The sequence below is a fragment of the Paradesulfitobacterium aromaticivorans genome (genome assembly GCF_054657415.1).
Window position 1 is genome coordinate 1,307,327 of the sequence record NZ_BAAHYT010000010.1, and the last position, 14,176, is coordinate 1,321,502.

At 51.0% G+C, this 14,176-nt stretch carries 13 protein-coding genes; all 13 read left to right on the forward strand.

What is annotated here, in order from left to right:
* The first annotated feature begins 8 nt into the window (after nt 1-8).
* The 13 genes from ACYQ2N_RS12115 to ACYQ2N_RS12175 all read left to right on the forward strand — a co-directional run bounded on the left by ACYQ2N_RS12115 (nt 9) and on the right by ACYQ2N_RS12175 (nt 14,173).
* Nucleotides 9-659: a phosphate signaling complex PhoU family protein gene (locus tag ACYQ2N_RS12115; RefSeq protein ID WP_459999495.1), complete on the forward strand. Its 651-nt coding sequence runs from the start codon at nt 9-11 to the stop codon at nt 657-659.
* A gap of 62 nt (nt 660-721) precedes the next feature.
* On the forward strand, nt 722-2,302 hold the full coding sequence (locus tag ACYQ2N_RS12120) for a Na/Pi cotransporter family protein (RefSeq protein ID WP_459999496.1): 1,581 nt from the start codon (nt 722-724) through the stop codon (nt 2,300-2,302).
* 191 nt (nt 2,303-2,493) lie between these two features.
* Nucleotides 2,494-3,198, forward strand: coding sequence for a potassium channel family protein (locus ACYQ2N_RS12125; protein ID WP_459999497.1), 705 nt, complete (start codon nt 2,494-2,496; stop codon nt 3,196-3,198).
* 4 nt (nt 3,199-3,202) lie between these two features.
* Complete coding sequence (locus ACYQ2N_RS12130; RefSeq protein ID WP_459999498.1) at nt 3,203-3,868, forward strand: NAD-binding protein; 666 nt, start codon at nt 3,203-3,205, stop codon at nt 3,866-3,868.
* A complete protein-coding gene (locus ACYQ2N_RS12135; protein ID WP_459999500.1) occupies nt 3,869-3,991 on the forward strand; it encodes a hypothetical protein in 123 nt (40 codons plus the stop codon). It begins immediately after the preceding gene.
* Nucleotides 3,988-5,511, forward strand: a complete 1,524-nt coding sequence (locus ACYQ2N_RS12140; RefSeq protein ID WP_459999501.1) for a TrkH family potassium uptake protein — start codon at nt 3,988-3,990, stop codon at nt 5,509-5,511. The genes ACYQ2N_RS12135 and ACYQ2N_RS12140 overlap by 4 nt, the downstream gene beginning before the upstream one ends.
* A 50-nt stretch (nt 5,512-5,561) precedes the next feature.
* Nucleotides 5,562-6,089: a hypothetical protein gene (locus ACYQ2N_RS12145; protein ID WP_459999502.1), complete on the forward strand. Its 528-nt coding sequence runs from the start codon at nt 5,562-5,564 to the stop codon at nt 6,087-6,089.
* A gap of 211 nt (nt 6,090-6,300) precedes the next feature.
* A complete protein-coding gene (locus ACYQ2N_RS12150) occupies nt 6,301-7,488 on the forward strand; it encodes a phosphoglycerate kinase (RefSeq protein WP_459999503.1) in 1,188 nt (395 codons plus the stop codon).
* A 186-nt stretch (nt 7,489-7,674) separates the two neighbouring features.
* Complete coding sequence (gene tpiA, locus ACYQ2N_RS12155; protein ID WP_459999504.1) at nt 7,675-8,436, forward strand: triose-phosphate isomerase; 762 nt, start codon at nt 7,675-7,677, stop codon at nt 8,434-8,436.
* A 193-nt stretch (nt 8,437-8,629) separates the two neighbouring features.
* Nucleotides 8,630-10,156, forward strand: coding sequence for a 2,3-bisphosphoglycerate-independent phosphoglycerate mutase (gpmI, locus tag ACYQ2N_RS12160; RefSeq protein WP_460000529.1), 1,527 nt, complete (start codon nt 8,630-8,632; stop codon nt 10,154-10,156).
* A 192-nt stretch (nt 10,157-10,348) separates the two neighbouring features.
* On the forward strand, nt 10,349-11,626 hold the full coding sequence (gene eno / locus ACYQ2N_RS12165) for a phosphopyruvate hydratase (protein ID WP_459999505.1): 1,278 nt from the start codon (nt 10,349-10,351) through the stop codon (nt 11,624-11,626).
* Between the two features lie 221 nt (nt 11,627-11,847).
* Entirely contained in the window at nt 11,848-12,072 is a 225-nt protein-coding gene (gene secG, locus ACYQ2N_RS12170; RefSeq protein WP_459999506.1) for a preprotein translocase subunit SecG, read from the forward strand.
* 82 nt (nt 12,073-12,154) lie between these two features.
* A complete protein-coding gene (locus tag ACYQ2N_RS12175; protein ID WP_459999507.1) occupies nt 12,155-14,173 on the forward strand; it encodes a sodium-translocating pyrophosphatase in 2,019 nt (672 codons plus the stop codon).
* Nucleotides 14,174-14,176 lie beyond the last annotated feature (3 nt).

The following is a 14,176-nucleotide window of genomic DNA, read 5'->3' on the forward strand; positions in this document are numbered from 1 at the left end:
TGAAGGATATGAACATGGTTCGTTTAACAGGGTATGACAAGGCTTTAATGGAGCTACGCGCTCTTACGGTGGAGCTGGGGAACTTGGTGAGCGCGCACTTGGGCAAGGCTGCTGACGTCATCTTAAACGATGCGGCCCAGTTAGACTGGAGGGCCAGTGACAATGTCATTGACCGCTTGCGCGACCGCATCCTCAACCGCAGCTTTGAAATGATGAGCTTGCAACAGCTTAGGCCTCAGGACTTACACTGGATCCTCGGGTTTCAGCGCATTGCGCAGGAATTGGAGCGAATTGCCGATTATGCCTGTGACCTAGCGGAGCTTCATGCCTTAAACAGCGGGCAGAGCTGGCCTGATCGTATTCGTGCGATGACTGAGCACCTCGTGCATATGTTTGAGGAAACAGTTGAGGTTATGCACGCTGACCGGGAGTTTGACCGGGATGTGGACGAACAGGATGATTTATTGGACCAGGGGTATGCTAAGCTTCAGGAAGAATTGTTTAATAAAAAATCAGGAACTGACGCTAATTCAGGCTTGATCCTTATTATGGCCAGAACACTTGAGAGAATGGGGGACCATGTGGTCAACGTCGCGGAAATGCATATGTATGCCAAAACCGGCCAGCGCCGCCTTAAACCCCGCGATCCCCAAAATTGAGGTGAAAACATATTTCTACTTTAGCTACGGTCCTAACATTCTTGGGAGGTTTAGGACTTTTTATGTTTGGCGTGCAAACAACTTCAGACGGTTTGCAGAAATTTGCGGCCAACCGCCTGCGGCGGATTCTCCTCTCTCTGACCAAGAGAACATTTTTGGCTGTACTCTTCGGGATTGTGATGACGGTGGCGTTCCAAAGCAGTGCGGCCACGACGGTACTAGTCGTTGAGTTTGTCAATGCCGGCTTGATGACATTAGGGCAGGCCTTAGGGATCGTTCTGGGATCTGCCGTCGGAACTTCTATCGCCATTCAGCTTCTCGCTTTTAAGATGCTGCCGATCGCCCTGGGACTGATTTTTATCGGATTTATTCTTTTATGGGTGAGGGTTAAGCAGTGGAAGCACCTGGGTCAGGCTTTAATTGGATTTGGCATGGTTTTCGTGGGGATGTCCCATATGTCAGGAGCTTCCGCCCCGCTTAAAAATATTCCAGAGGTCTACACTTTTCTGGCGCAATTGGCAGCTCAACCGGTATTAGCCATAATTGTAGGCCTGCTCCTGACCACGGTGATCCAGAGCAGCACGGCAGTCTTTGCGATCATGATGTCCCTAGCGGGGCAGCGCCTGCTGCCGTTGGGGGCAGTGGTACCACTGGTGTTGGGAGTGCACATAGGCGGGACCGTTATGGCTCTGCTATCAAGCTTAACAGCGCAAAAGACTGACGCCAAACGGGCGGCCATTGCTAATACCGGATATAAAGTTGTGGGAACAATTTTGGTCCTCCCTTTTTTAGGACAATTTGTGTGGCTTGTACAGTGGACTACCGCCGATTTGCAGCGCCAGGTTGCCAATGCTCATTTGGTGTTTGCCCTTTTTATGGTTATAATCTTTTTCCCGTTCAATTCCCTGATCGCCAAAACGCTCACACGTCTCCTGCCTGATCGCCAGGTGGGAGGGAACCGCAGCTTCCGCTATCTTGATGCATCCTCGATTGAGGTTCCGGCCATTGCTCTAACTCAGGCCTTTCAGGAAATCAAGGGCTTGGGCAGGTTTATTTATGAGAGCATGATGAGGCCTTTGCCCGAAGCGCTGCTGGCAGAAAGGGACACCCTTGCGCTTGAAATCGCCCGGGTTGAGAAAGATGTCGATTGGTATCACCACCACATCTCCCGTTTTTTGGTCGGGCTGTCCAAGCGTGGGCTCACTGATGAACAGACAGAAGAAAATATTAATGCCCAGTTTATTCTCAAAGAACTCGAATACATAGGGGATGATATTAATTCCATGGTGACGATCATCCTTAAAGTCCACCGCCAAGATTTAACTTTGCCACAGGCTGAGTGGGAGGGGCTAAAAGAAATATACGTTAAAACTGCGGCCAATTTTGCCAGGGTCTTAGAAGCCCTTGAGAGCTGGGATGCTGGGGTGGCAGCAGAGGTAATCCGGGAACATCCGGAAATCCTGCGCGTTCAGCGTTCCCTCCAGTTTAATGCCTTGGCTGAAAGCCCGCGCGGTGACTTAGGCGGAGACGACATCCGGGATGAAGAAAAACTGCGCTATGCCAAAGTAGACCTTATTAACCTTTTTTATGGGGTTGATGAGCATGTGGTAAACATCGCTCAAGTGGTCATGGGGATTGCCTAGCCGTTACGTACATGAAAGCTAAAGCCAGAGCCAGAGCCACAGAGCCTTTGCATGAGAGTGCAATATCTTCCTGCGAAAATAACCATGAATGAGAAAAATTAAACGTAACAAACTAAATGAGAGGTTAGACAATTGTGAGGGACTTAGGTATAGTGGGTTGGTGAGTTGCACGAGGATGGAGGCTTAAAGGCGTGTACGTTGTCATCATGGGTTCCGGCAGGCTGGGGGCGGAATTGGCTGAACAGCTTTCAGTCAAAGATCACGATGTGGTAGTAATCGACCAGAATCCCGGCGCTTTTGCAAAGCTGGGGAGCGGTTTCAACGGGGTTACAGTGGTAGGGACCGGGATTGATCTTGATGTGCAGAAAAAGGCAGGGGTGGACAAGGCGGATGTCTTTGCAGCCCTCAGCAGCGATGATAATACGAACATTATGGCTGCTCAGGTCGCGAAAGAGATCTACAAAGTTCCTAAAGTTATCGCCCGCATCTATGATCCCAAGCGGGAGTATGCTTACCACCAACTGGGGCTGGAAAGCATTTGTCCCACTAACATTGGCGCGGACATTGTGCGCAATTATATTGAATCTGATGCCCTTTGCTGCCGTCTCACCTTAAACAATGCTGATCTGGTTGAATTTCCGGTTCCCAAGACCATGGCCGGTAAAAAAGTGGAGGATATTGACATTTCCGGACATGTGCGTATCATGACTATTTCCCGGGGCGGCAGCCAATATGTGGCCGGTGTGGAATTAGTCATGGCCGAAGGGGATGTATTGATGGCCATGATTGCCCATGCTTACCGGCAGGAATTCAAACGCCGCTGGTTTCAGAAGTCGGAATTGCCGCATCTGCCACATCGGCCGCATTTGCATTTGCGGGACCGCACAAGGAGATGAGTTAATGCGAATCGTCGTTATCGGCGCCGGAAAAGTAGGATACAATCTAGTTAAAGCCTTATATCACAATGGGCATAATATTTCTATTATCGAAAAGCGGCGGGAACTGTGCGAAAGGCTGGCTGAGGAAATGCCGGTTTTGGTAATCCACGGGGACGGTTCAGAGTTAGAGAATCTGACAGAGGCCGGCTGCGGGGAAGCGGATGTCTTAGTGAGTGTTACCGGCAAGGATGAGGAAAACCTGATCGTCTGTCAACTGGCAAAGCGCAATTTTGGAATTGCCAAAACCATTGCCCGCATTAACAATCCTAAGAATGAGCCGATTTTTCTGGCTTTGGGCGTAGACATTTCCGTTTCGGCAACCAATATTTTAACGAATATGATTGAGAAAGAGGTCACGCTCGACCGTCTCAAAACATTGGCGGTTTTCGAACAAGGGCATATGACTTTGGTGGAAATGGAAATAACCCATGATGCTCCGGTGGTAGGGAAGAAAGTGGCCCAAATAGCTCTGCCCAAGGACTCACTTTTGATCGGAATCGTGCGCCACGGACATGTAATTTTTCCGCGCGGCAATACCGTTTTGGAGACGGGAGACGCGGTCATGGCAGTGGCTGCATCCCCGGTGCAGCGAGCATTAAGGGATGCTATCCTGGGAGGGAAACGATAAATGGGGCGGTCAGACAAACTGTTTGAAGGCAAGGATGTGGCACTGGGACTCGCCTGGTATGCTGCCGGTATCGGGTTCTTTTTTGTGTTGGCGTTTTTGCTGAGCGGGGTGGTAAAACATTGAGCGTCTTACGCAAGGTTTCCTGGCACCAGTTGCAGGGAATATTTTATTACGTGGGTCGAATTATTACCTGGGTCAGTGTGATGATGGTATTTCCGCTCTTGGTTTCTCTTGCTTACCGGGAGTGGAACATTGCGGTGGACTTTGTCCTGTCCATGTCTGTGGGGCTAAGCTTTGGCTTGGCCTTGCAATTGATACCCAAGCCCAAAGGGCAGTTGTCCTGGCTGGAAGGGATGACCATCGCCTCACTCAGCTGGATTTTCATGGTCTTGGTGTCGGCGCTTCCTTTTTGGCTGAGCGGGTTTTACCTGAGCTACCTTGACACCATTTTTGATGCCATGAGCGGATACACCACCACCGGGCTTTCCGTAGTCACCGATTTGGATCATTTGCCTTATGGAGTCAACATGTGGCGTCAGCTTATCTGCTTCCTAGGCGGGCAGGGAGTGGTCGTGCTCGTCCTCACCTTCTTCCTCAAGAACGCTCCGGGCTCATTTAAGCTCTATGTCGGGGAAGCCAAAAGCGATAAGATCCTCCCCAATGTTATACATACAGCACGCGCGATCTGGTATATCGGCTTAATGTTTCTGGCAATCGGCACGGTAAGTTTGGGCACAGTGGCATTCCTTGAGGGCATGCGTCCGGACCGGGCTCTGCTTCATGGCCTGTGGATTTTTCTTGCCGGCTGGAGCGGGGCGGGCTATACTCCGCAATCCCAAAGCATTCTTTATTACCACAGTACAGTTTTTGAGCTGCTCTCACTCGCTTTTATGCTTTTGGGATCGATAAATTTTGCCCTGCATTATGCCGTCCTTACTAAGAAACGGCGGGAACTTTGGCAGAATATCGAAACCAAAGCCTATATCATTTCGATCATGACCTTGCTTATGCTCCTTTACTTGGGCCTAAACCGCCTCGGCGTGTATTCCACAACATTTGCCTTATTCCGCAAGGGGTTTTTCCAGCTGATCTCAGCTCATACAGGAACCGGTTATGCCACGGTCTACAGCGCTGACTTTGCTTTCCGCTGGGGTGCGCTGCCTGTTTTCGCTCTGATTCTGGCCATGCTTTTTGGCGGGATGACCGGTTCTACGGCCGGCGGCTTAAAAATGCTCAGGGTCGGGATCGTGGGCAAAGGCGTGATCCAGGATGTTAAGCGCTTGTTTTATCCGGAATCGGCAGTGGTGGTGACCAAGTTTCATTTTTATTCTGACATGGTCCTAAACGACCAGCATGTGCGCAGTGCCCTGACGATCATTATTCTGTACATTCTCACCTTTGCCGTGGGTTCCGGAGTTGGGGCCATGTACGGCTACCCTCTGACGGCTGCCGCTTTTGAATCGGCTTCGGCCGTGGGAAACGTCGGTCTATCGGCCGGGATTACCTCCGCGGCCATGCCTGCCGGGATGAAAATCACTTATATTTTGATCATGTACCTCGCAAGGCTCGAATTTCTCTCGGTCTTTGCCCTGATCGCGATTATTATTGCCGGAGTCACGCGTAAAGCACGCAGAGTGTTTTAGCCATTCATTTGGAATTACGATTGAGAGTTTGGCAAAAGTGGAGGTTTTCCATGAAAAAGCGATTGATTTCTACCGTTGCCCTCGGCCTGTTTTGCGGGGGCGCTGCGGTTATTGCGCCCATCTTGCTCTTTGCCAACATCGCTGATGCCGGTTCAGCATCCTTGACGGAACTTGTGAATGACAAAGGGGTCTGGGACCGCCAAGAAGTGATTGTATCCGGGGAAGCCATCGGGGATAGGATGGAGCGAGGCAGCTATGCCTGGGTTAATATCCTGGACCAAGGAGCAGCGGTTGGGGTCTGGGGTGAAAAGGATCTCCTGAGGAAAATCTCCTCACTCGGAGATTATGATACAGTCGGGGACTGGGTCCAGGTTAAAGGGGAATTTCACTTAAGCTGTCCGGAACACGGCGGGGATACGGATATCCATGCCCGCGAAGTCGAGATCGTAAAAAGCGGGTATGAGGTGAAACACCAGGTTAGCCCTGAACGCATGGCCCTGGCAGGGACTCTGTTGGCCTTGGCCGCTGCCTTGGGGATAATCGTTTACCGTCGTGCGCATAGGGAAGGTAGAAGTTAGGGAACTGTACCATGTTCAATGGATAACAGATTTCTAACAAAAAAATGTTTATTTGAACATTGCGGGCAGGAATTTCGGGTTTGGACGAGAATAGGTAAAAATTAGAGGCGCTTGGATGTTTGCTGTCAAGTATCACCAGTCGATCTCTTATCATTTGGAATAGGAAGCAAGCAGAACGGTATACTAAAATTGATAGGAAAGGGGAGTCGGCATGAACAAAGTTGGCCTCAAAGAAGTTGAAGTGCGTGGGAAACGCGTGCTGGTGCGGGTTGATTTCAATGTCCCACTCGATGCACAAGGGCAAATCACGGATGACACCCGGATCAGGGCTGCTGTGCCTACGATCGAATACCTAAGACAGGCGGGAGCTAAGGTAATCCTGGCTTCACATTTGGGCCGTCCTAAGGGGCAGGTGAACAGTAAGTATTCCTTGGCACCGGTGGCTAAACACTTAAGTGAATTATTAAAAGCTGAAGTGCCATTAGCGCCTGACTGCGTGGGGGAAGAAGCTGCTAAAGAAGTGGCAAAGCTTTCAGTTGGACAGGTGCTCCTGTTGGAAAATGTCCGTTTCCATGGCGAGGAAGAGAAGAACGATCCGGAATTCGCCCGCCAGCTCGCCGCTTTAGCAGATGTCTTCGTTAATGACGCGTTTGGCACTGCTCACCGCGCACATGCCTCGACTGAAGGGGTTACCCACTATATTCCGGGTGTGGCCGGGTTCCTTATGCAAAAAGAGCTTGAGGTTATGGGCAAGGCCTTGGAGTCCCCGGATCGTCCGTTCGTGGCGATTATCGGTGGGGCCAAGGTTAGTGATAAAATCGGCGTTATTGAGAATTTACTTAAAAAAGTTAATGCCCTGATCATCGGGGGCGGGATGGCGAACACCTTTCTCAAGGCGCAAGGGTTTGAAGTTGGCAAGTCTTTGGTGGAAGCAGATAAAGTTGAGCTGGCCGGCGAGCTTTTGGCCCAGGCGGAGAAGCAGGGTGTCAAGCTCAAATTGCCACTCGATGTGGTCGTAGCCACGGAGATGAAAGCCGAAGCACCTGTTCGTACAGTAAGTGTCCGGGATATTGCAGCGGAGGAGATGGCTCTTGATATTGGTCCCCACACAGCGGAGGAGTTCGCCCGGGAAATTGCCGCTGCCAAGACAGTTGTTTGGAATGGGCCGATGGGAGTATTTGAAATAGATGTTTTTGCTAAAGGAACGGAGAAAGTGGCTCAAGCGGTGGCAGCCTGTTCCGGCATGACGATTGTCGGCGGGGGAGATTCAGTCGCGGCGGTGGAGAAAATGGGGGTTGCCCCTAAGATCGCCCACATATCCACAGGGGGTGGAGCCTCACTTGAATTTTTGGAAGGAAAAGTGTTGCCTGGAGTCGCGGCCTTGCAAGACAGAGACTGATAAAGGGTAACTATTTAGGAGTCAGGAACGTGAATGTCCGGTGGACATTCACGCCATGAGGCCACTGCGAAAAATTCAACTCATGGCCGAATGGATCAGGAGCCAGGAGTCAGCATGGGAGAACTGAATTCTGACTACTGACTACTGAATCCTGAATACGTGATTAGGGAAGGGGGGCATTAATAAGTGAGTAACCGTCGCCAAATTATTGCCGGGAACTGGAAAATGTATAAAGACAATGGGGAAGCCAGGGATTATGCCGTCAAATTCTTAGAGCTGGTGGGAGAAATAACTGAGCTTGATATGGTGATCTGTGCTCCGTTTACCGCGCTCTCTGTCTTAAAAGACGAGCTGGAGGAAAGCGTAGTTCATCTGGGAGCGCAAAACATGTTCTGGACTGGGGAAGGGGCGTATACCGGGGAAATTTCCCCCCGCATGCTTACGGATATGGCCTGTACCTATGTCATAATCGGGCATTCCGAACGCCGGGAAATCCTCCATGAAACAGACGAGATGATCGCCAAGAAGGTTAAAGCTGCTTTGAATGCGGGCCTCAAGCCGATCCTGTGCGTGGGCGAAAATTTGAACCAGCGCGAGGATGGTCGGGCTCTGGCAACGGTGCGCGGACAGGTTGAACGCGATTTGCCTGACTTAAGTCCCGAGGAACTGCGCCGAGTGGTCATCGCGTATGAACCGATCTGGGCGATCGGCACCGGACGCACCGCTTCAAGTGCAGATGCTCAGGAAATGTGCGCCGGGATTCGTTCGACTGTGGCCGGAATCGCCGGAGCGGTGGCTGAGGAAATTCCTATCCTTTATGGCGGCAGCGTGAAAGAGGGCAATATCCAGGAGCTTATGGCTGAGACTGATATTGACGGGGCCTTAGTCGGGGGAGCCAGCCTTGATGCCGAAGGGTTTGCCCGCTTGGTCCGCAATGCCCTTGGGTAATTGGATTAACCCGGTAACTACTCAGGAGTCAGGAGTCACTATTCTAACTACTGAATTCAAACTACTTACTACTGACTCCTGACTACTGACTATTGAATTCTAAAAGTGCTGTAGTGAGGTGTATTTATTGCCACAGACAACAATAGGTAATAGCCCGGCTGTGCTTAAGCCTCTGGCTGCGGGCAAACCCCTAATGCTCATGATTTTGGATGGTTGGGGGCATAGTGATACATATGAGGGCAATGCCATTGCCCATGCAGTTCTCCCTAATTTTCAGCGCGTGGAACGGGAGTATCCCCATGCTTATTTGAAAGCTTCAGGGGAGGCGGTGGGACTGCCGACCGGACAGATGGGAAACTCAGAAGTTGGACACTTGAACATGGGGGCAGGGCGCATCGTTTATCAGGAATTGACCAGGATTTTCAAAGCCATAGAAACAGGCCAGCTAAAGGCCAACGAAGTACTAATTGAGGCTATGGCGAAGGCTAAAAACGGAGGAAAAGCCCTTCATTTTTTGGGTTTGGTGTCTGATGGCGGGGTTCATTCCCACCTAGAGCATCTTTTTGCCCTGCTGGAAATGGCCAAAGACCAGGGCTTAAGCAAGGTCTTTGTGCATGCGCTTCTTGACGGCCGGGACGTGCTCCCTCAGAGTGCTAAGGATTATCTGGCACGCCTGGAAGAGAAGCTGAAGGGATTAGGAATAGGGAAAATCGCCACAGTGAGCGGGCGCTATTATGTCATGGACAGGGACAAGCGTTGGGAGCGGCTTGAGCAAGGGTACCGTGCTTTGGCCAATGGGGAGGGGGAACATGCCGCCGGTGCGCTTGCTGCTGTTGAGCGCTCGTATGATGTGCGGATTACGGATGAATTTGTAATCCCTACCGTAATCTTAAATGGGGACGGAGAGCCTGTTGGCCGTATCGAGGATGGAGACAGTGTTATTTTCTTTAATTTCCGCTCGGACAGAGCGAGGGAAATAACGCGCGCCTTTGTGGATGAGGATTTTTCTTACTTTGAGCGACCGGAGCGCCCGCATGTTCATTTTGTCTGTCTTACGGAATACGACCCTACGATTAAGGCTCCGGTTGCCTTTCCGCCGCAAAACCTGGATAACACGCTCGGGGAAGTGCTGGCCGCGCATCAGCTCAAACAACTGCGCATGGCGGAGACGGAAAAATACGCACATGTCACTTTCTTTTTTAATGGCGGAATTGAAGAGCCGGACGAAGGAGAGGACAGGATACTTATTCCTTCACCCAAAGTGGCCACTTATAACCTACAGCCGGAGATGAGCGCTCCTGAGATTACGGCCAAGCTGCTGGAAGTGCTTGAGGAAAACCCGTATGACGTTATTATCCTGAACTTTGCCAATGCTGATATGGTCGGGCACACAGGGGTTTTCGAGGCCACGGTCAAGGCTGTGGAGGCGGTCGACCGCTGTCTGGGAGACATTTTTTCTACTGTGGGGCGCTTGGGCGGGACGATTTTAATCACGGGGGATCACGGGAATGCGGAGGCCAAGGTAGACCCAAAAACAGGGCTTCCTTTGACTGCACATACAACGAACCGGGTGCCGTTTATTCTGGTTTCTGATGAACTACGTAACTACTCTGTACGCCAGGAAGGCGCCCTCTGTGACATTGCTCCTACCATCCTGCAACTGCTTGGGCTTACGCAACCGCCGGAGATGAAGGGGCAATCCCTTATCTTAGAGGAATAAAAGGAGACAGGAACGTAAGTCTCCGGTGGAGAGTTACGCCGTTCGGCCAAACCCAAGAGAAATTCTTCCGGCCGAACGGAGCAGGAGTCAGGAGAACGGATTATCTTCTGGAAGTATTCTGACTACTGAATTCTGAATACTTAAGTAGCAAAGATAAATCTTATGTTTTGGAAATAGGAAAGGGGTCTGAAAATGAGTTTTATTGCTGACGTTTACGCCCGGGAAATTCTCGATTCCCGCGGCAACCCTACAGTCGAGGTGGATGTTACCCTGGAAGACGGCTCAATGGGCCGGGCAGCCGTGCCCTCCGGTGCTTCAACCGGGGCTTTCGAAGCGGTGGAACTGCGCGATGGGGATAAGCAGCGCTATCTGGGCAAAGGGGTGCAGCAGGCTGTCGAAAATGTTAACGCTCTGATAGCGCCCGAGATAGAAGGGATGAACGCCTTCGATCAGCCTGCGATTGACAGGACGTTAATCGAGCTTGACGGTACGGATAACAAAGGAAAACTTGGGGCCAATGCTATCTTGGGAGTTTCTCTTGCTGTCGCCAAAGCGGCGGCCGAGTCTGTGGGCTTACCTTTATATCAATACCTGGGCGGGGTGAACGCCAAAGAACTTCCGGTTCCGATGATGAACATCTTAAACGGGGGCAAGCATGCGGACAACAATGTTGATATCCAGGAATTTATGATCATGCCTGTAGGGGCGGCAAACTTTGCCGAAGGCTTGCGCATGGGTGCGGAGGTCTACCACAGCCTCAAGGCAGTGCTTAAAGAGAAGTCCTTGGCCACAGCGATCGGGGATGAAGGCGGATTTGCACCGAGCCTTGAGTCCAATGCAGATGCCTTGCTGGCGATCGTGGAAGCGATTCAGCGTGCCGGGTACCAGCCTGGAGAGCAGGTTGCCCTGGCTTTGGATGTGGCCGCAACTGAACTGTACCAGGACGGATATTACAACCTGGCGGGGGAAGGGCTTAAAAAGACTTCGGAAGAGATGATCTCATACTACGAGAAACTGATTGAAGATTATCCGATCATCTCGATTGAAGACGGCCTGTCTGAAGAAGACTGGGACGGCTGGCGGCTTATGACCGAGCGTTTGGGCAGCAAGATTCAGCTTGTCGGGGATGACCTTTTTGTGACTAATCCGCAGCGCCTGGCCCGGGGGATTAAAGAGAAATGCGCGAATTCCATCTTAATTAAACTCAACCAGATAGGGACTTTGACTGAGACACTGGATGCAATTGAAATGGCGAAGCGCGCCGGGTACACGGCTGTTGTCTCCCATCGTTCAGGTGAGACTGAGGATGTCACCATGGCTCATGTGGCAGTAGCAGTGAATGCCGGCCAGATTAAGACCGGGGCTCCGGCCAGAACCGAACGGGTGGCTAAATATAACGAGCTTCTGCGCATCGAGGAAGAATTGGGGGAGACAGGGATTTACCGCGGGCGTGAGGCCTTAGCCCGCTAGAAAATCTGTGCAGGGCGACAAACAGCAGGGAAAAGGGATGCATTCATGAAAACATCTCTTTTTTCTGCTCTTGTTCTTCATTGACTGCCCAGATCGCATCGCTTGAGTTTTATGGTTCTCTGTGCTAAAATAGGTCATTGGCAACAGGGATAAACTTACGTCTGTGTTGGAAAATGGGTACCGCAGGGCTAAGAATATCCGGTGCCTGAGGGGGTGAGTAAATGATAATTGCATTAGTAGTGCTCTTGGTAATTAGCTCTTTGGGGTTAATAGCGACAGTTCTCCTCCAATCCGGGCGTAGCGCAGGGTTATCCGGAGCGATTGCCGGGGCAGGCGAATCTTTTTTTGGCAAAAAGAAGGGTATGGATGAACTCTTTGGCAAACTCAGCTCCGTATTCGCGATTCTTTTCTTGCTGAGTTCGCTGGGCCTTTCTTTGCTCACCTAGACAAGAACATCTCAGAAACGGTGGAGACGGTTTGATTGAGCTTAGACTGCTTTTTGATGTTTAGTGAGGAGGGTTATTAGGAATGGATTTTGCTTCAATGCCTTATTGGGCAGTGGGGGCGGGGATTCTCGGCCTCTTATTTGCGTTTTACTTTGCCAAAAGTGTTTTAAGTGAAAACCCTGGCAACGCTCGCATGCAGGAAATCTCAAAGGCGATTCAGGAAGGTGCAATGGCTTTTCTTAATCGTGAGTACCGTACCTTAATTCCTATTGTACTTATTATTTTTATAGTCTTATGGTGGGGTAAGGACTGGCAAACAGCGGTTTCTTTCTTAGCTGGTTCACTTTTGTCCGGGGTGGCAGGATATGTAGGAATGAGCATTACCACGCGAGCTAATTCCCGTACTACCGAAGCGGCTCGCACCAGTTTAAACAAAGCGCTTGGGGTTGCCTTCCGCGGCGGCGCTGTGATGGGTCTCTCGGTGGCAGGACTTGGACTCCTCGGCGTAACTGTGCTTTATTTAGTGTTTAAGAATGTAGAAGTCATTAATTCCTTTGCCTTCGGGGCTAGTGCGATTGCACTCTTTGCTCGTGTTGGCGGGGGGATTTATACCAAAGCCGCGGATGTCGGGGCAGACCTAGTCGGTAAAGTAGAAGCCGGGATACCGGAAGATGATCCCCGTAATCCAGCGACCATTGCTGACAACGTTGGCGACAACGTAGGGGACACGGCCGGCATGGGTGCTGACTTGTTCGAATCTTATGCAGCGACCACGATTGCTGCGATGTTAATTGGGGGTAGCGCGTTTAAGGCTGCCAATATAGGAGAAGGAATGCCGGGAATTATGTTGCCCTTACTTGTGGGTGCTGTAGGCCTCGTTGCGGCCATTATTGCCAGCTTCTTTGTCCGGACCGGAGAGAATGCCAACCCGCAAACCGCCCTCAACAAGGGTCTGTGGGGGACTAACCTCATCACGGCGATTGCAGCCTACGTGCTCGTGCAGTGGCTGATGCCCGCTACGATCACGATCAGCGGGATTAATGTCACTCCTAACGGTGTTTATATTGCGATTTTTTCAGGTTTGGTTGTTAACGTTCTCATCGGGTTGCTCACGGAGTACTACACTTCCAACCAGAAGAAACCGGCTCAGGGAATTGCCAAGGCATCAGAAACGGGCGCGGCAACCAATATTATCGCCGGTTTGGCCGTAGGCTTAAAGAGCACTGCTCTGCCTGTCTTAGTTATTTGTGCTGCTACTTATATTTCTTATTCCGCCGCTGGAATCTTCGGAATTGCGATGGCTGCGATGGCTATGCTCTCAACCGCAGGTATGGTTGTGGCGATTGACTCCTTTGGGCCCGTTGCGGACAACGCGGGTGGAATTGCGGAGATGGCCGAGTTGGAGCCTAATGTTCGTAAAACCACGGATAAGTTAGATTCAGTGGGCAATACAACCGCCGCAGTAGCAAAGGGATTTGCGATTGGCTCGGCTGCCTTGACAGCCCTAGCTCTTTTCAATGCCTTCTCCGAGTTGGCCCATTTGGAAACGATTAATATCTTAGTTCCCACGACAATTATTGGTGTGTTTCTTGGTGCTGCTGTACCGTTCCTATTCTCGGCGTTTGCCATGGAAGCTGTCGGCAAGGCTGCTTTTGAAATGATCGGGGAAGTACGTCGCCAGTTCCGGGAGATTCCTGGAATTATGGAAGGTACAGGGAAACCGGATTACCGGGCCTGTGTCGATATTTCTACAAAAGCGGCTCTCCGTGAAATGATTGTTCCTGGACTGCTCGCAGTTCTGACACCACTCATTGTCGGTTTCGGCCTTGGTAAAAATGCGATGGGTGGATACTTGGCCGGCGGTACAGTTTCTGGTCTTTTGCTGGCTATCTTCATGGCTAACGCCGGCGGTGCTTGGGACAATGCCAAAAAATATATCGAGGCAGGAAACCTTGGCGGCAAAGGGACTCCTACCCATGCTGCTGCAGTTATTGGGGACACTGTGGGGGATCCATTTAAGGATACATCCGGTCCTTCCCTGAATGCGCTGATTAAAGTTATGGGCACGATCTCGCTTATTATCGCTCCGTTTTTAAGATAAGGG